This is a genomic window from Helicobacter apodemus, from assembly GCF_000765745.2.
Lineage (GTDB): Bacteria > Campylobacterota > Campylobacteria > Campylobacterales > Helicobacteraceae > Helicobacter_D > Helicobacter_D apodemus.
The window spans coordinates 13,349-30,972 of the sequence record NZ_JRPC02000022.1; the positions used below are offsets into that span (position 1 = coordinate 13,349).

Sequence of the window (17,624 nt, forward strand, 5' to 3'; positions counted from 1 at the left end):
TATTTCTCCTTACAACTTCTCAAGTTTAGCCTGTAAATTTTGCTTAAAAATTGGTATTTGCAATGATAGTGAAGTTTTCAAAACATCTCTTTCACTCCGTAAGTTTGCAACAAAATCATTATATTTTCGCTCTAATTCTTCTTTCTTTTGTGCAATTTTTATCTCTACATTTCTCTTGGCATTTTCATGAGCTTTATTCTTAATAATAGCAGCTTCTTTTTTGGCATTCTTTAATATCTCTTCCATTTCATCTCTCAAAGCTTTAATATCTGTTATATTCTCTTGGATACCCTCACTATCTCTCTTAATTGAATCCTCTCTAGTATCCATAAAATGAAGTAATGGCTTATACAAGATATTATTTAACAAATATACCAAGACAAGAAAAGTAACGAACACCAGTGCCATTACCCACAGAGTTGGGATAATAGTCATTTGAACTCCTTTCTACAATTTTAAAATTATGCTTTATTGTATCACGAATATTTCTAAGTTTTTCTTAAAAACTTTCATTGAGTAAAATATTCTTAAACCTTTTTATCTCCTCATCGTTACTAAATTCTACAATTAATTTATTTTTAACAAAATTTGCCGAAATTTTATTCGAATGCAAAATTGCACAAATATTCTTTAGCTGCTTCATTAATGCTTTATTCCCTTTATTTTTAGGCTGTAAGATATTATTTTTTGCAATATGATGACTTTTACTATCTTTTATATTTTTAACAATTTTCTCTGTTTCATGGACACTTAATTTTTGTCCGATAATAGAATGAGTAACCATTATTTGCTGTTTTGGAGGTAAAGTTACGAGAATCTTAGCGTGCCCTTGTGAAATCTTATTTTCTAAAATGCATTGCTGAACTTCTTTATCAAGCTCTAAAAGCCTTAAAGTATTCGTAATTTGCGTCCTTGATTTTGAGATACGTTTAGCAACTTCTTCGTGTGTAATTCCACAATCCTCAATCAGTTCCTTATAAGAATGTGCCAAGTCAATAGGATTTAAATCCTCTCTTTGAATATTTTCGATTAAAGCAAGTTCTCTTAATTTCTCCTCTTGAACTTCAACAATAATTGCTTTAATGCTGCTCTTTCCTGCAATTTTACTAGCCTTAAGACGCCTTTCCCCCGCAATTAAATAATAAGAATCGGCTTCTTTGGTATTCTCATAGACCAAAACAGGTTGCAATAATCCATGCTCACTAATAGAATCTGCTAATTCTTGCAAGCTTTTATTATCAAAAACTTTTCGCGGCTGTAAGGGATTAGGCTTAATACTATCAATATTAATTTCAATCACCAAACCAGAATTATCATTTAAATCTTTTTGATAAGCTTCTTCCACTTCACCTAAAATTGCACTTAATCCTCGTCCCAATCCAACAGACTTTTTAGCCATTAAGCCCTCTTTAAAATGGCTTTTGCAAGGTTTTGATAAGCTATATTACCCTGTGAGCGAACATCATATAATATTACAGGTTTTCCAAAACTAGGAGATTCAGCTAATTTAATGTTTCTAGGAATAACTATCGTATTTTGAGCATCATTAATCTTAATAAGTTGCTCATCAAAATGCTGTAACAAATCTGCAAAAACCTGTCTTGAAAGATTGTTTTGAGAACTATACATTGTAGGCAACAAACCTTTAATAGCCAAATTTGGATTAATCTCTTTACGCAAAAGCTTAATAGTATTCAAAAGTTGTGCTAATCCCTCTAAAGCAAAAAATTCACATTGAATAGGAATAATAACAGAATGTGAAGCACTAAGAGCATTAATGGTTAAGGGACCAAGTGCTGGAGGTGAATCAATAATAATGTAATCATAGACACTAATAATATCTTCAATTTTCTTTTTTAATATTAGCTCTCTACCACTTCTTTTTTGATTATAAAATTCTTTTTCAATACCCACTAAACCAATATTTGATGGTGCAAGGTGTAAAGTAGAAATAGAGGTTTTTTGAATAATCTGGGATAATTGTTTGGTTCCTATTAAAACATGATAAATATTAAATTCTATACTATTACGATGAAATCCTAAACTTGTAGTTGCATTAGCCTGTGGATCAGCATCAATAAGCAAAACTTTTTTTTCCTCTACCGCTAATGAAGCTGCTAAATTCACAGCTGTTGTTGTTTTACCAACTCCACCTTTTTGATTGGCAATACAAATCACTTCACACATCTTTAACTCCACTATCGCAAACTATAAATTCTCTGCCCATCAAGCAATATTGAACCATCTTCAAAAAGACTTGCATTCTTAAGAGATAGAATCCTTCCTTTATGGTGAAAATTAAAATGAAAATTATTTGGAAATTCTAACTTATATTTACTAAAAATTTGCTTCCATTTAAAAACTTCTGTTTTTTCTATAAATTTTTCTAAAATATCTTTTCTTGAAATTTGAATATCCAAAGCCCCAAAATTTTTATTTTCTACCTTTAAATTTAAACCAATCCCAACTAAAATCTTATCTTCTATTAAAGTGCATAAAACGCCACCAATTTTCTTATCTTGAATGTATAAATCATTAGGCCATTTTAGCCATACCTTAGAGCGATGTTCTTCTAAAATGCTTTTAAAAATATAACCATAAAAAATAGAAGTAGATTCTAAGGGTAAATCTTGCGGCAATGAATCTTTATAAAGAGCAAAAGAAAAATACAATCCCTCTTTTGCCGCTTCCCAAACATTACCTCTACTCCCTATACCTTTATTTTGATGATGTGCTACAACCATAATAGGAGGTTTTAATGTATTATCTTTTAATTTTTTCACTAAAAAAAGATGGGTAGATTCTAAACATTCAAAAAATAAAATTTTCATTATTCTAATATATCTCCCTCCTTAAGCCTCTTTCCTTGTAAATATTGATAAGCACTCACAATATTCTTAGAGGGTGATTGTAGAAACTCAATCCACATACTCCCCATTTTAGTCCCTACCAAAACTTTTTCTTTAGTAACTTTAAGGATTAAACCAGCTGGATTTTTAGACTCCATCTCCTCTAAAATCAATCCCCTCATTTTTAAACCATTTTTTAAAAATATTCCTGGCCAACTCTCATAAGCAAGGGATTTTACAACAATCTCTTGGGCATTATCTAATACAACCTCTCCAAATTCTTTTTTAATCTTTTTACAAAAGCTACTCTCACACTCCCTTTGCTTTAAAGGCATAACGCAATCTATTCTTTCTAAAAACTCTAAAATTAACTCTGCTGCTAAATGCGATAATTGCTTAAATAATTCTACAGCATTTTGTTGAGTATTTTTTATAACTTTTATCCCTAGAATATCACCACAATCTAAGCCTTCTTCCATTTTCATTACACTAACACCAAAATATTTTTCATTCTCTAAAATACTTGCTTGAATAGGACTTGCTCCTCTAAATTTAGGTAAAATCGAAGCGTGAAGATTAATACAAGGCGCTATATCTAAAACTTCTCTTGAAAGAATCCGCCCAAAAGCCGCTACAATAATCATATCACAAGGGATATTTTGGAGAGATTTTATGGTATCTTCATTCAAGTCTTGAAAGATTGGAATATCTAACTTTTTATTAAGAATTAATGCTTTAGTAGGAGGCATTTTAAGCTGCATAGATCTCCCTGATTTTTTGTCACTTTGACAAACTAATGCCTTAATATTATGATTTTTTAACAAAGATTCTAAAATAACAGCTGCATAAGTTGGTGTCCCCATAAAAATAATATTCATTTTTCTGCCTTAATTTCTGCCCTCACACAATTTCTGGAACAAAAAGCGTCCCTTGTGTATGTTTTTGATTTAATAAAAATTCTTTTAAAACTTCAAGTTTTTTACCACTTGATAAAAACATACTCCGCTTATTTTTTAACAAAAAATCCGCCGCTTTAAGCTTAGTAACAATTCCGCCTGTGGCAAAAGCATCATTAGGAGTAGGATTAGATTCTAAATCCTCTTTAGGGATATAATGCACAATTTTACGCATTTTTGCATTAGGATTAATTTGTGGATTATCCTCATAATAACCCTCTACATCACTTAAAATTACCAACATTGAAGCATCAAAATAATGTGTTACCTTAGCAGAAAGCTGATCATTATCACCCCCAAAACCTAAAAAAGCTAATTCCCCGGTAGTAGTTACATCATTTTCATTAATAATAGGCAAAACCTTATTCTTTAGCAATACTTCAATAACATTCCTAGCGTTTTGCGTGTGCTTTCTTGAATCAAATTCATAATTAGAAATTAAAAGTTGTGCACTAGTAATTTGATATTGCTTAAGGGATTCTGCATAAATTTTCATCAATAAGGGCTGACCAATTGCTGCTAATGCCTGTTTATTTTCTACAATATCTTTATCAAGATTTAAGGAAGTAAAGCCTGTCGCAACAGCTCCAGAGGATACCAAAATAATCTCATAACATTTTCTTAATGTCGCTATTAATTCACTTAAGGCGTGTATTTGGGTTAAATTAATTTTTTGCTCTTTAACCAAAACAGCACTTCCTACTTTTAAAACAATCCTATCTTTTAACATCAATCCTCCTTTATGCTTTGGTATAAAAAAAACTTTAATATTTCTACATTTTTGCCACTCACACTAGAAACACCAATAACAAACAAAGGCTCATCACCCTTAGTAGTTTCTCTAGAAAAAGCTTTTTTTTGCCTAAACCAACAAAAGGCTTTTTCTTTATTTAAAACAAATCCAAAAGACTTTAAAAATCCCTCCAAAGCTTCAGTATTTTCATTAATATCTATTTTTGAAAACATAATTCCATAAGGTTTATTAGATAAATCTTCACTAAAATTTCTTAACTCCTCTTTTAAAACTCTAAATTGCTGAACTAATGGGCAATGATTTGCAACATCAAGCACAAAAAGCAGAAATTTTGTTCTCTCAATATGTTGTAAGAACTTGATTCCAAGTCCTTTTCCGGCACTAGCACCACTAATAATTCCGGGAATATCTGCCATAACAAAAGATTGGTATTCATTAATATTCACAATCCCTAAAGAAGGGATTAAAGTGGTAAATTCATAATTTGCAACTTCTGGCTTTGCATTAGATAACACTGAAATAAGCGTAGATTTACCCACATTAGGGAAGCCAACTAAGCCTACATCAGCAATTAGCTTCAACTCCAATCTTACCTTTTTTTCAATACCTGGCAAACCCGGTTGTGCATAAATTGGACGTTGATTGGTAGGGCTTTTAAAATGGACATTACCAAGCCCTCCTTTACCCCCTTGCAAAAACAAAACCAACTCTCCCTCGTCTATTAAATCAAACAACAAAGCATTATTTTGTAAATCAAAAACTTGAGTCCCAGGAGGAACTACAATAACTAAATCATCGCCCTTTTTTCCATATTTATTGCGTCCCATTCCAGACTTACCATTGTGTGCTTTAAAAATCTTATGTCCTCTAAAATGTGAAAGGGTATTAGTATTTCTATCAATTTTAAAATAAACATCACCACCCTTTCCACCATCTCCCCCATCAGGACCGCCATTAATAACGAATTTTTCTTTGCGAAAAGAAATAGCACCAGCTCCACCTTTTCCAGAAGATACAAGAATCTCAACACTATCAATAAACATAAAAATCCTAGAAAGATTTATTTAAGAAGAAAGCCCATCAAAGGGCTTAGAGAAGCTTAAGAAGTAGGATAGATAGAAACTTTTTTACGATTCCTATCTTTTCTTTCAAAAGAAACAATACCATCAATTAAAGCAAAAATAGTATGATCTTTTCCGATTCCGACATTATTACCAGGATGCACTTTTGTCCCTCTTTGACGTATGATAATATTTCCTGCCCGAACAAACTCTCCACCAAACTTCTTAACACCTAACCGGCGTCCAGCTGAATCACGATTATTTTGGGTACTTCCTTGACCTTTCTTATGTGCCATTATAACTCCTTATTGTAAGAATCTATGCAGTGATTTTAATAACACGAACGCGCGTAAAATCTCTCCTAAAACCTCTTTTGGTTTTACTATCTTTTCTACGACGTTTCTTAAAAGCGATAACTTTCTTGCCTCTACCCTCATTAATAACTTCAAGTTCTACTAGAGCACCTTCAACATAAGGATTCCCAATATTTATATTATTTTCTTCACAAAGAGCTAAGACTTCTTTCACTTCAACTTTTGACTTTGGCTCAAGGTTTAAACAATCAAGTAATACAACATCACCTTCACTCACCTTGTATTGTTTGCCTCCATTCTGAATGATTGCATACATTATACAATTCCTTATAATTTGAAATTCTGAAGTTTCATTATTTTAAGACAATAAAACTTTCGATTATACTCTAATCTTTTTTAAAGAATATTTAAGCTACTTAGGATTAATAACACTTTTACCCTAAAACTCTATTTCAAAATTCTAAATACTTAAAGTTATACTTCAATTTTAAGTTTTTTATTCCACCAAAGCAATACACTCAATTTCAACCAAAGCATCCTTAGGCAATGTTTTAACCGCAACTGTGCTTCTTGCAGGTTTATGTTCGCCAAAAAATTCCGCATAAATCTGATTAACTCTAGCAAAATATTCCATATCACTTAAGAATATTGTTGTTTTAATAACCTTACTTAAACCACTATTTGCTTCCTTTAAGACAACTTGCAAATTATTTAAAACCTGCCTTGTTTGGTTTTCAATACCTACTACTAAATCTCCCTTTGGTGTAAGACCAATTTGTCCTGAAGTAAAAACCATTCCATTAACACAAATTGCTTGTGAATAAGGACCTATAGCCTGTGGAGCATCTCCTGTAAAAACAATTTTTAGCATTTTCTCTCCTTTACTTTATTCTATAAATAGTATAGAATTATACCAATATTATAAACTTTTTCTAATTCTAAGCATAAGGAAAATCTATGAAACTCATCTTTAAAATTATTAAAGTAAGCATTTTTCCTCTCTTTATTACCTCTACTTCATTAAATGCAGAAAATTTTTTAGAAATTCCCTCTAACAAACCCGATCCAACCCTAGCCTTAATACTTACACAAAACGACAAAGACTTTTTAGAAGAGTTGCATAAATACCCTAAAAATACTGCATTTTTCATTGATGGGAAAACAGAAAAAATTATTGCCACCAATAATCCCCCCAAACTTCCAACAACACAAGAAATATCAAGAACTTCCCCACAAAAAGTAAATACTACCCCAAAAACAAAAAAACTTCAAAAACTAGCTCCGCATAATATACCCTACCAGATGCAAGAAGAGAAAATTGACCTTTTACGATAATTTTTAAACTTAAGGATTTATAATGATAGAAATTGAATTTTTAGGACCACTAGGAAATAAAGTTTTACAAAGCAATGCAAAAGACTTCTATAATCTTAAAGAAGAATTACAACAAATTCCAGAAATACGAATTTGGCTTAAAGATTGTGCAATTGCACTTAATAATGAAATAATTACTTCTTTAGATACTCCTTTAAAATCTGGAGATAGGGTTCTACTCTTACCTCCAGTATGCGGTGGATAATGCAAACAAAAATAATAGGATTAGAACTTTTTGATGGGGCTTTAGATACTAGAACCATTTATGCAAATTGGTATGACTTTGCGGCTAATAATAATCTTGGTGCTAATAGTGTATTTACAGGGATTGTCCGTGCTGAAAATGGATATGAGGGCTTAAGTTTTGATATTTATGAACCCCTTTTAGAAGAATGGTTTTTAGGATGGAGCAAAAATGCCTTAGAAAAAGGAGTTTTTTTGAAAATGGCACATTCTAAAGGGGATGTCTTAAATCATCAAAGCTCTTATATAGCAGGAGTTTTTAGTCAAAAACGGCGGGCTTGTTTGGATATTTTTGAAAGCTTTATTGAAGATTTTAAACACAAGGCCCCTATTTGGAAATATGATATTAAAAACAACCAAAGATTTTATGCTAAAGAAAGAAGCCATAAGCTCCCATTTAGTGGAATACTATCGTGAGAATTGTGGTATTTAGCGGGAATTCTAATAGTGGCAAAACTACGCTTATTGAAAAACTCTCCCTTGCCTTACAACCCAATAAAAAGATTAGTATCATTAAACACGACCCAAAAGACAAAGCCATCTTTGATACAAAGGGAAAAGATTCTTATAGATTTTATGAAAGTGGAGCCAATATAGCTATTTTAAGCCCTACACAGACAACCTTACGTTTTCATACCTCTTTAAACATTACAGAAATTATTAAGTATTTTAAAGATTGCGATTATCTTTTTATCGAAGGGCTTAAAGAACTTCCATTCCCTAAAATAACAATCGCTAGAGAAAATTTAGATGAACGTTTCTTTGCTTTTAGCAATGCTTTAGCTATCGACAATAGCATAAAAGATTATTCCAAAATTCCTAAAAACATTGATATTTTAAACTTAAATAATACCCAAGAAATACTCCATTGGATTAACACACACATAAAGGATACACTATGAAAGAAGCAAAAATTGGAATTTTAACACTATCTGATAGAGCTAGTGCGGGAATCTATGAGGATATTTCAGGAAATGCTATTATTGCAACCTTACAAGAATACCTCATCTCACCTTGGAGTAGCATTTATAAAGTCATAGCCGATGAACAAAAAGAAATTGAAAAATACCTTATAGAGTTTGCGGATAAGGAAGTATGCGATTTAATCATTACTACAGGTGGAACAGGACCGGCAAAAAGGGATGTAACACCAGAGGCTACAGAAGCCGTATGCCAAAAAATGCTTCCGGGCTTTGGCGAGCTTATGCGACAGAGTAGCTTGCAATATGTTCCAACCGCAATTCTTTCAAGACAAACTGCGGGAATTAGGAATAAAACCCTTATCCTTAACCTACCGGGAAAACCAAAATCTATTAGGGAATGCTTAAATGCTGTATTTCCTGCAATCCCTTATTGTTTAGATTTAATAGGTGCAAGTTATCTACAAACTAATGAATCTATTATCAAAGCTTTCCGCCCCAAAAGCTAAGAGCAAAAAGGCTTTAATACAACCTAGAAATAAGATTAAAGATTCTATAAGTGGCTTTTTCAATACCCAAAGCGATATTATCCCCAAGCAATTTTTGTAAATATAAATCAAATTTATCCTTTTGCAACCAATGCACCTCTTTAATCCCTGCAAGAGTATAAAGCTTATTTTGTGCTTCATAAATACTTCCTATCTCATCAATTAACCCAAACTCTAAAGCATTAGCAGCACTTAAGATTCTACCTTGTGCAAAATATCCTTGATTGTTTATATCTAATCCTCTAGCTTGCACCACATCATTAACAAACATTTTATACTGCTCTTGAATTAATCCCTCTAACATCTCTTTTTCTAAAGCATTCCAAGGACGCATAAAAGTTCCAGCCTCTTTATAATCTCCTGCTTTTAAACTTTGAGATTTTACACCTAATTTCTGTGCTAACTCGCTAATATCTACACCATTTAAAATTACTCCAATAGATCCCAATAAAGCACCTTTATTAGCAATGATAGAATTTGCCCACATTCCTGCTAAATAACTGCCACTTGCCATAGAACCTTGTGCGTAAGCAACAATAGGCTTAATTTTACTCACCCTCTTAATCGCTTCAGAAATCTCTATACTAGGGGCTATTGCACCACCTGGAGAATTAATAACAAGCAAAATACCTTTAATATTTGGATTTTGCTCTAATTCATAGAAATTTTCTAAAAAACTCTCACTTTGCATAATGGGACCTATCAAGTCAATCCTTGCTACATTAGCATTGTTATTCTCCCCTTCACCACCTGCAGAGAATATTAAAAACACAATCAATAAAAACACTAAAGCCTTAAAATACTTCATAATAAAATCAAGCGGCATAAGCAAAACTCTAAAAAACTTCACAAATATCCTTTAAAATAATTTTGATATATAGAATTATACTAGGTTTATATTGGTTTAATAAAACTGAATGCTATAATTCCTATGCTATTAAACAATAATTTTATTTAAAGGATATATATGATTAATTACAAAAAATTTGCTTCAATATTAATGCTTTCAGCTTCTCTTTATGCTGCAGAATATACTGCGGAATGGAATTATACAAATAAAGGTCCTAGTCGTTGGCATTCTTTACATCCAGAATGGGAAACTTGCTTTTTAGGAAAAGAACAATCCCCCATTAATATATCTTCTTTGAGAGCCATTGATAAAATTAATAGCTTAATATTGAGATATGAATCTGATTCTAAAAATGTTGTCAATAATGGACACACTTTGCAATTAAATTTTGATAATATGAGCTACATTACTTTCAATGATACAAAATATAATTTATTACAAGCACATTTTCATACGCCATCAGAGCATCATTTAGATGGAGTGATTTATCCTTTAGAAGGGCATTTAGTTCATCAAAATGAAAATGGAGATTTATTGGTTATTGGGGTATTTTTCAAAAAAGGTAAGCAAAATCCCATCATTAAAAGTATGTTAGCAAACTATTCTACAGAGATTAATAATCAAATGCCTTTGGAAAAATTAAATGCAAAAATGCTTTTACCTACAAAATATCGTTTCTATTCTCTCAAAGGAAGTTTAACAACCCCTCCTTGCACTGAAAATGTGCAATGGATTATTCTTGATAATCCAGCAACAGCCTCTGCAGAACAAATCAAAAAATTAAGGGAGCTTTTTCATAATAACAATGCACGAACTTTACAAGATTCTAATAATAGAGAGATTACTTTCACAAAGTAATCTCAACTAATTTATAATCCATTCAGGTAAAGAGCCAAAATTTTTGTATTCTCTAGATCTAATTTACTACTTATGGCAAGTAATTACTCAAAAGAAGACTAAAGAACAATATCAACCTATATTTCTTAACAGCATAGCTATTAAAAAATTGAAAAAGAATTTAAAAACTTAATCTTGAAAAACAAATCTCGCCACTTATTATTAAAGAAATGGAATAGGTAATTTAACAAGTCCAATTAAATCAGCTTGTGATGTTTATTATAAATGTCTTAAATAATTTGGCTACAACATTTATGGCTTAGCAAGATTTGGCTATGTTGTTTTAATCCCTATTATGATACTCTCAAACAAATTAAATAAATCAAAGCATTCAATTGAGTATTGCAATTTTATTGGGATATATTTTGGTGGTTTTTTATTATTTTTTTAAGGAAATTTATGAACCTTGAAAATATTACAAAGCTAAGTTTTTTAATAATGTCTTTAAGTTTTTTTGCTTAGAACACTCAAAAAGCCTAAACAAACAATACATAAAGATAATAAATTTAAAATCCCTTATAAATTATGGCTTCTCATTACTTCATATATTCTTAACGCCATAAGGTATTTACCTCATACGCTAACACTTTCTATTCATTCTTGCTTTTGTTTGGTGTGGATTCGCCTTTTTCTTTTGTAATTCTAATATTAACAAAGGGCTATCCTTGATTTTAATTTCTTTATATTGTAGTATGTATGTTCTTGTTCTCTCCAATTTCTTTAACAATTTTTCTATAATTTATTATCAACAATAAGCATACCTAATCCATAGCCATAGGGTTTGTTAATTTTGTCAATATTTTGATAAAATACCCTATCTCTATTTCAAGGTTTGGTATGGATATTCCTTTAAACCACATACGAAATTTTTCAATTATTGCTCATATTGACCACGGAAAATCTACCTTGGCAGATTGTCTTATACAAGCTTGTGGAGCAATAACAGAGCGCGAAATGAGTTCCCAAATAATGGATACTATGGATATTGAAAAAGAAAGAGGAATCACCATAAAAGCACAAAGTGTAAGGTTAATCTATAACTATGAAGGACAATCTTATATCCTAAACCTTATTGACACCCCAGGACATGTGGATTTTAGCTATGAAGTTTCACGTTCACTTGCTTCTTGTGAGGGGGCTTTATTAGTCGTTGATGCTAGTCAAGGTGTAGAAGCCCAAACTATCGCTAATGTCTATATAGCCTTAGATAATAATCTTGAAATTATCCCTGTTTTAAATAAAATCGACCTCCCAGCAGCAGCACCAGAACGCGTAAAGTCAGAAATTGAACAAACTATTGGGTTAGATTGTTCTAATGCTTTAGAGGTTAGTGCTAAAGCAAATATTGGCATTAAAGACTTATTAGCGGCTATTATCAAGCTTATTCCACCACCTCAAGGGGATACCAATGCCCCCACTAAAGCCCTCATTTATGATTCGTGGTTTGATAATTACTTGGGGGCTTTAGCCCTTATACGCGTAATAGATGGTAGCATTAAAAAGGGGCAGAATATTTATATTATGGGAAGCAAAAAAAACCACGAAGTCTTAGATTTACTCTATCCCCACCCCATAAAAGGACAAAAAACCAAAGAAATAAAAACTGGAGAGATTGGCATTGTAGTTTTAGGATTAAAAAATGTAACAGACATTGCTGTTGGAGATACCATCACAGACTTTAAGAACAAAACTAAAGAAGCCATTGCAGGTTTTGAACCCGCAAAACCTTTTGTTTTTGCTGGAATTTATCCTATTGATACCAATAAATTTGAAGATTTGCGTGATGCACTTGATAAACTCAAACTTAATGATTCAAGCCTCACTTATGAACCTGAAACCTCTGTAGCCTTAGGATTTGGATTCCGCATAGGATTCTTAGGGCTTTTACATATGGAAGTTGTTAAAGAAAGACTAGAGAGAGAATTTGGATTAGATTTAATCGCCACTGCACCCACTGTAGTGTATGAAATTATCCAAACTGATGGCACTATTCTTAAAATCCAAAACCCCAGCCAATTACCCCCTGAACAAAAAATCGCTAAAATAAAAGAACCCTATGTAAAATCTACCATCATAGTTCCTAGCGAATTTTTAGGAAATATCATAACCTTACTCAACAAAAGAAGGGGCATTCAAAAAAAAATGGAATACCTGCAAGAAACAAGGGTATTATTAGAATATTGGATTCCTACCAATGAAATTGTTATGGATTTTTATGATAAGCTCAAATCTTGCACGAAAGGTTATGCAAGCTTTGATTATGAACCTATCCATTACCAAGAGGGTAATTTAGTCAAACTTGATATTAGGGTAGCCAATGAAATTATTGACGCTTTAAGTATTATTGTCCCCAAAAGCAAAGCTTATGAAAAGGGCAAGGAGCTTATAGAAGCAATGAAAGAAATTATCCCTAGACAGCTTTTTGAAGTAGCCATTCAAGCAAGTATAGGGAATAAAATTATCGCAAGAGAGACGATTAAATCTGTAGGGAAAAATGTAACAGCAAAATGTTATGGGGGGGATATTACAAGAAAAAGAAAATTATTAGAAAAGCAAAAAGAAGGCAAAAAAAGAATGAAAGCTATTGGAAAGGTAGCCCTTCCACAAGAGGCATTTCTAGCAGTGCTTAAAATTGATTAATCCTAGCAAACTTTAATAATTCCTTAAAGGTAGCAAGAAATCTTTTAGCCAATCACTACTTCTTTAAGCTATTCTTTAGATTCAAACATTTATGTATAACTTGACTTGGAATGCAAATATTCCTGCCCTAATCCCTGCTAACACATTAGGAGAGGCAAGAATCCCTAAGTTAAACTTCCCAAAAAGGAACTAAAAGCATTACTAGCATTATTCATAAGCCTTGTATGAGAACAGAATTAGAATTAAGTATAAGCCCTTGAACGATACGATAATTTTTCATAATCTCCGATATATCTCTGCATTTCCTTTTGTAATCAATTCAAAACTTTCATAACCTGCCATATTCATCCTTTAATGGTTTTTATAATATTAAGCCATTTTAGTTTTGGATTAAAGGATTAAAGAGATTATCTTAGAAAGAGGGCTTTTAAGACACAATTACTTAAAAACTCGGATCGGTTTTGTGCGGCTTTGTCAATCTCTTTTAAGAGACTTTGGGGAGGGAGCTATATTAATCCTCACCCTTTTATCCTCTGGCTCTTTGATATAATCCTTTTTTTCTAGCATTACTGCAATTGCTCCCTTAAAGGCGTCTTTAACATCCCTTAAGGCTTCTATTTCATTCTCTCCATCCCCCATAATATAAGGATAGTCTCTATAATAAGCAAAATAACCGCCTCTTTCTTGAGGCTTTAATTTTCTTAAAATAATCTCATAGGGCAAGTTTAAATAATATTCTAAATCTTTTTGCATTATTCCTCTTTTAAGACTAAGAGCGTTTTGATATAAATAAGCTTAACCCACCTTAAATCCATTCCTTTTGTATCACTTTATTAACTTGGTTTGTTTGTGTGCTATCCCCTACCTTTGTATTTACTAAAGTCTATTTCTCCCTCTTGTAGTTGCTTCCTCTCTTGTGCTAATTCTTAAGCTAACTCCCCTTGTGCGGTGTACTTCTTAGCTTTTCCTCCTAGCTTTTTATCTTAACTTCTGCTTCTTTAAGAGCTAGTTGCATTTGCCTCTACTCTGTGTGTTTGTTGTTATTCTTTTACCTCTGCCATTAACTATTCTACATCAGGTATTATTAAGATACACACATTAAGTAGAAAAACTTTAAAGATTCTTAATTGAACTTCTTTAAGCTTCAGTCCACAAAGCCAATAAAAAGACCTAACCATATTTAACCTATAAACATTGCACTAAATTTAACCTATCAAGTAGGTAGAATATACCTGCTACTTACAAAATTTAATGAATTAACCTTAAAAAATCTTTTATTATGCTATGACTTCTTTTGGATGGTTTATGTATTTTCCTAAAGACAGCTTATAATTGCCCATAACATCTTTATATCTAAATGCGATCCCCTAAATCGCCTCTTTGCATAAAAATTTTATAGACTTTAATGCAAAGCCATCAATAAAAACTCGCCACAAAAGACTTTCTTACAAATAACTCCGCCTACAAAATCCCTTGCACAAAATCCCTTGCCTCTATCAAGGATTCTTCAATTTTTTCTAAATTTTTTCCTCCAGCGGTAGCAAAATCATCCCTACCTCCACCATTACCGCCCATTACATTGGCAACCTTTTTAACCCACTCCCCAGCCTTAATGGGAGCATTTTTAACACCTGCAGCAATTTTACCCTGCTTATTAATAAGCAAAATCACCACCTTATCATATTTGTTCTTAGCCTCATCAATAGCGACTTTAATGTCCTCTAAATCCACCCTAGCGATGATAAGAGATACCCCTTTTAGATTCTCTACCTTAAAAGAGTGCAAACTCTGAGATTTTTGTTGCGTGTTTTTTAATAATTTTATCTGCTCTTTTAGCTTTTCAATCCCCATTAACAAATCTTGTGTTTTTAAAGCTTCTTTTGCTTGGCATACCTGCTCTAAGGCACTTTTTCCATAATCATAAGCAGCCCTTCCACATACCGCTTCAATCCGTCTTACTCCACTACTTACTCCACTCTCTTTTGTGATATAAAAACTCCCTATATTTGCAGTATTTTCTACATGAATCCCCCCACAAAGTTCAATAGAATCTCCAAAAGTAATCACCCTAACTCTCTCCCCATATTTCTCACCAAATAACGCCATAGCTCCCTTATTCTTAGCCTCATCAAGAGTCATTTCCTCAATAACTTGCGGATTAGATTCTAAGATTTTTTGATTTACCATCAATTCAATTTGTTCTAATTCTTTAGAGTTTAAAGGTTTAGGATGAGAGAAATCAAAACGTAAGCGATTAGGTTCTACCAAACTCCCTGCTTGTGCGATATGTGTCCCTAAAACATCCCTCAAAGCCTTATGTAATAAATGGGTTGCACTATGATGCTTCACAATCTCTACCCTTGAATCATTTACTTTTATTATTACCCTATCCCCAACCCTTAGAGTCTCTAAAACTTCTATTTGTGAGATATTTAAACCAAAATATTTTTTTGTATCTAGCACCTTTGCTACGAGCTTATTATCAAACTTAAAAATCTCCCCCCTATCTCCAATTGCTCCCCCACTCTCTGGATAAAGTGGAGTTTTATCAAACATTACATAGCCTCTATTTTCTAAACACCTAACTTCTTTAAATTCCTCATCAAGCAAGGCAAGAATCTTCCCTTCAGATTTTGAAGTTTCATAGCCTATAAAAGTATTTTTCCCAAAGGATTCTAAAAGTTTCTTAAAATCACCCTCTTTTAAACTATCCCCACTTCCCTTCCAATGAGCCTTTGCTTGCTCCTTTTGCTTTTGCATGCAAGCTTCAAAGCCATCCATATCTACACCTAATCCCTCCTCCCTTAACATATCCTGTGTTAAATCCAAAGGAAACCCATAGGTATCATAAAGCCTAAAGGCAACTTCTCCACTAAAGAGTTGATGAGTTTTTTCATTTTTGATTTTCTTTAATTCTTTGCCAAAAAGACTCATCCCATTTTCAAGCGTTTCAAAAAACCTCTCCTCCTCAGCTTTACATTGAGATTGCAATACCTCTTGCTTCTCTTTTAGATAAGCATAATGCTCCCCCATACACACACAAACGACCTCTAAGACTTTATACAAAAAAGCTTCCTTAATGCCTAATAAATACCCGTGCCTAACCGCTCTACGCAAGATTCTACGCAAAACATAACCCCTACCCTCTTTATCGAAATTCACCCCTTGTGCTAAAAGAAAGGCTATCGCCCTTGAATGGTCAGCAATCACCCTAAAACTTGCCCCACTCTTATAAATATATTTTTTCTTAGCAATTTCCTCTACTTTAGCAATTAAAGGCATAAAAAGCGAAGAATCAAAATTACTCCTTTTGCCCTCCAAAAGTGCCATAACCCGCTCTAAACCCATTCCTGTATCAATACTTGGCTTAGGAAGAGGTTTTAAATTCCCCTCTTTATCTCTCTCGTACTGCATAAAAACAAGATTCCAAATCTCTAAAAATCTATCCCCATCCCCTCCAAAATAATCCTCTTCTCCCTTAAAATACTCCTCGCCTTGATCAACAAAAATTTCGCTACAAGGACCACAAGGACCAGTATCTCCCATTTGCCAAAAATTATCCTTATCCCCCATTCTCTTAATACGATGAGGGCTAATATGCGAACACCACAGCTCATAGGCTTCATCATCACTTTTATGAATCGTTACATACAAGACCTCTTTATCAAACCCCAAAACCTCTGTAACAAACTCCCACGCATAGGCAATTGCTTCTTTTTTGAAATACCCACCAAAGCTAAAATTTCCAAGCATTTCAAAAAGCGTATGATGCCTTGAAGTATAACCCACATTTTCTAAATCATTATGTTTCCCACCAGCACGGATACATAATTGTGAGCTTGTAGCGATATTGGGCATAGGGATTGGGACTTTTCCGGTAAAAACATCTTTAAACTGCACCATTCCAGCATTTGTAAAGAGCAAACTTGCATCATCAGGCACTAAAGGCATAGATTGATAAACCTTATGCCCCTTATTTTTAAAAAATTCTAAATACAAGGCACGAACATCTTTTTTCATACAAAAAACCTCTAAATCAAAATGCAAAGATTTTACTAACTTTCTATTAAAAAATGGCTTTATTAACCAAAAACTAGAATCCAAAGAATATAAAAATGAAGATTATTTAGTGGTGGCCACGACTGGACTTGAACCAGCGACCACTACCATGTCAAGGTAGTGCTCTACCAACTGAGCTACGCGACCCTACAAAGACAA

General features: G+C 32.7%; 20 protein-coding genes, 1 tRNA gene and 1 pseudogene. 8 read left to right on the forward strand and 14 right to left on the reverse strand.

What is annotated here, in order from left to right; all coding sequences use genetic code 11:
* Positions 1–9: 9 nt before the first annotated feature.
* The 10 genes from LS72_RS08165 to LS72_RS08210 all read right to left on the reverse strand — a co-directional run bounded on the left by LS72_RS08165 (position 10) and on the right by LS72_RS08210 (position 6,805).
* Complete coding sequence (locus LS72_RS08165) at positions 10–435, reverse strand: F0F1 ATP synthase subunit B family protein (RefSeq protein ID WP_034553823.1); 426 nt, start codon at positions 433–435, stop codon at positions 10–12.
* Positions 436–499: 64 nt separating this feature from the next.
* Complete coding sequence (locus LS72_RS08170; protein WP_034553825.1) at positions 500–1,399, reverse strand: ParB/RepB/Spo0J family partition protein; 900 nt, start codon at positions 1,397–1,399, stop codon at positions 500–502.
* Positions 1,399–2,187, reverse strand: coding sequence for a ParA family protein (locus tag LS72_RS08175; protein WP_034553827.1), 789 nt, complete (start codon positions 2,185–2,187; stop codon positions 1,399–1,401). Before LS72_RS08175 ends, LS72_RS08170 begins: the two co-directional genes overlap by 1 nt.
* Positions 2,188–2,198: 11 nt before the next feature.
* Complete coding sequence (locus LS72_RS08180; protein ID WP_034553829.1) at positions 2,199–2,831, reverse strand: biotin--[acetyl-CoA-carboxylase] ligase; 633 nt, start codon at positions 2,829–2,831, stop codon at positions 2,199–2,201.
* The gene (locus LS72_RS08185) at positions 2,831–3,727 is read right to left on the reverse strand and encodes a methionyl-tRNA formyltransferase (RefSeq protein WP_034553832.1); all 897 of its coding nucleotides are present in this window, start codon (positions 3,725–3,727) and stop codon (positions 2,831–2,833) included. The genes LS72_RS08180 and LS72_RS08185 overlap by 1 nt, the downstream gene beginning before the upstream one ends.
* 22 nt (positions 3,728–3,749) lie before the next feature.
* Entirely contained in the window at positions 3,750–4,535 is a 786-nt protein-coding gene (proB, locus tag LS72_RS08190) for a glutamate 5-kinase (protein ID WP_034553834.1), read from the reverse strand.
* On the reverse strand, positions 4,535–5,602 hold the full coding sequence (gene obgE, locus LS72_RS08195) for a GTPase ObgE (RefSeq protein WP_034553837.1): 1,068 nt from the start codon (positions 5,600–5,602) through the stop codon (positions 4,535–4,537). Before obgE ends, proB begins: the two co-directional genes overlap by 1 nt.
* Positions 5,603–5,658: 56 nt before the next feature.
* On the reverse strand, positions 5,659–5,916 hold the full coding sequence (rpmA, locus tag LS72_RS08200) for a 50S ribosomal protein L27 (RefSeq protein ID WP_034553840.1): 258 nt from the start codon (positions 5,914–5,916) through the stop codon (positions 5,659–5,661).
* Between the two features lie 22 nt (positions 5,917–5,938).
* On the reverse strand, positions 5,939–6,253 hold the full coding sequence (gene rplU, locus LS72_RS08205) for a 50S ribosomal protein L21 (protein ID WP_194145583.1): 315 nt from the start codon (positions 6,251–6,253) through the stop codon (positions 5,939–5,941).
* A gap of 177 nt (positions 6,254–6,430) precedes the next feature.
* Complete coding sequence (locus tag LS72_RS08210) at positions 6,431–6,805, reverse strand: RidA family protein (protein WP_034553845.1); 375 nt, start codon at positions 6,803–6,805, stop codon at positions 6,431–6,433.
* Between the two features lie 86 nt (positions 6,806–6,891).
* On the opposite strand from LS72_RS08210, the gene LS72_RS08215 reads away from it, so the two are divergent.
* Genes LS72_RS08215 through mog form a run of 5 tightly spaced genes read left to right on the forward strand, consistent with a single transcriptional unit; the run spans position 6,892 to position 8,980 of the window.
* Positions 6,892–7,269: a hypothetical protein gene (locus tag LS72_RS08215; protein ID WP_034553846.1), complete on the forward strand. Its 378-nt coding sequence runs from the start codon at positions 6,892–6,894 to the stop codon at positions 7,267–7,269.
* A gap of 22 nt (positions 7,270–7,291) precedes the next feature.
* A complete protein-coding gene (locus tag LS72_RS08220) occupies positions 7,292–7,513 on the forward strand; it encodes a MoaD/ThiS family protein (RefSeq protein WP_034553847.1) in 222 nt (73 codons plus the stop codon).
* On the forward strand, positions 7,513–7,968 hold the full coding sequence (locus LS72_RS08225) for a molybdenum cofactor biosynthesis protein MoaE (protein ID WP_034553848.1): 456 nt from the start codon (positions 7,513–7,515) through the stop codon (positions 7,966–7,968). The genes LS72_RS08220 and LS72_RS08225 overlap by 1 nt, the downstream gene beginning before the upstream one ends.
* Entirely contained in the window at positions 7,965–8,453 is a 489-nt protein-coding gene (gene mobB, locus LS72_RS08230; protein WP_034553849.1) for a molybdopterin-guanine dinucleotide biosynthesis protein B, read from the forward strand. The genes LS72_RS08225 and mobB overlap by 4 nt, the downstream gene beginning before the upstream one ends.
* On the forward strand, positions 8,450–8,980 hold the full coding sequence (mog, locus tag LS72_RS08235) for a molybdopterin adenylyltransferase (protein ID WP_108910725.1): 531 nt from the start codon (positions 8,450–8,452) through the stop codon (positions 8,978–8,980). The genes mobB and mog overlap by 4 nt, the downstream gene beginning before the upstream one ends.
* 13 nt (positions 8,981–8,993) lie before the next feature.
* On the opposite strand, the gene sppA is transcribed toward mog, so the two are convergent.
* The gene (sppA, locus tag LS72_RS08240; protein ID WP_034554627.1) at positions 8,994–9,869 is read right to left on the reverse strand and encodes a signal peptide peptidase SppA; all 876 of its coding nucleotides are present in this window, start codon (positions 9,867–9,869) and stop codon (positions 8,994–8,996) included.
* A gap of 150 nt (positions 9,870–10,019) precedes the next feature.
* Between sppA and LS72_RS08245 the strand changes: the two genes are divergently transcribed.
* From LS72_RS08245 to lepA, 3 genes and pseudogenes are all read left to right on the forward strand, one after another.
* Positions 10,020–10,727, forward strand: coding sequence for a carbonic anhydrase (locus LS72_RS08245; protein ID WP_194145580.1), 708 nt, complete (start codon positions 10,020–10,022; stop codon positions 10,725–10,727).
* Between the two features lie 289 nt (positions 10,728–11,016).
* A pseudogene (locus LS72_RS11415) lies at positions 11,017–11,219 on the forward strand (YbfB/YjiJ family MFS transporter); the annotation flags it as partial.
* A gap of 384 nt (positions 11,220–11,603) precedes the next feature.
* Positions 11,604–13,406, forward strand: coding sequence for a translation elongation factor 4 (lepA, locus tag LS72_RS08255; protein WP_034554625.1), 1,803 nt, complete (start codon positions 11,604–11,606; stop codon positions 13,404–13,406).
* 474 nt (positions 13,407–13,880) lie between these two features.
* Here the strand turns inward: lepA and LS72_RS08260 are convergent, their stop codons facing one another.
* The 3 genes from LS72_RS08260 to LS72_RS08270 form a co-directional block, all read right to left on the reverse strand.
* Positions 13,881–14,159 (reverse strand): type II toxin-antitoxin system HicB family antitoxin, encoded by a 279-nt coding sequence (locus LS72_RS08260; protein ID WP_238700776.1) that lies wholly within the window; start codon positions 14,157–14,159, stop codon positions 13,881–13,883.
* A gap of 708 nt (positions 14,160–14,867) precedes the next feature.
* Positions 14,868–17,426: an alanine--tRNA ligase gene (alaS, locus tag LS72_RS08265; protein WP_138155257.1), complete on the reverse strand. Its 2,559-nt coding sequence runs from the start codon at positions 17,424–17,426 to the stop codon at positions 14,868–14,870.
* A 110-nt stretch (positions 17,427–17,536) separates the two neighbouring features.
* Positions 17,537–17,612, reverse strand: a tRNA-Val gene (locus LS72_RS08270).
* Between the last annotated feature and the right edge of the window lie 12 nt (positions 17,613–17,624).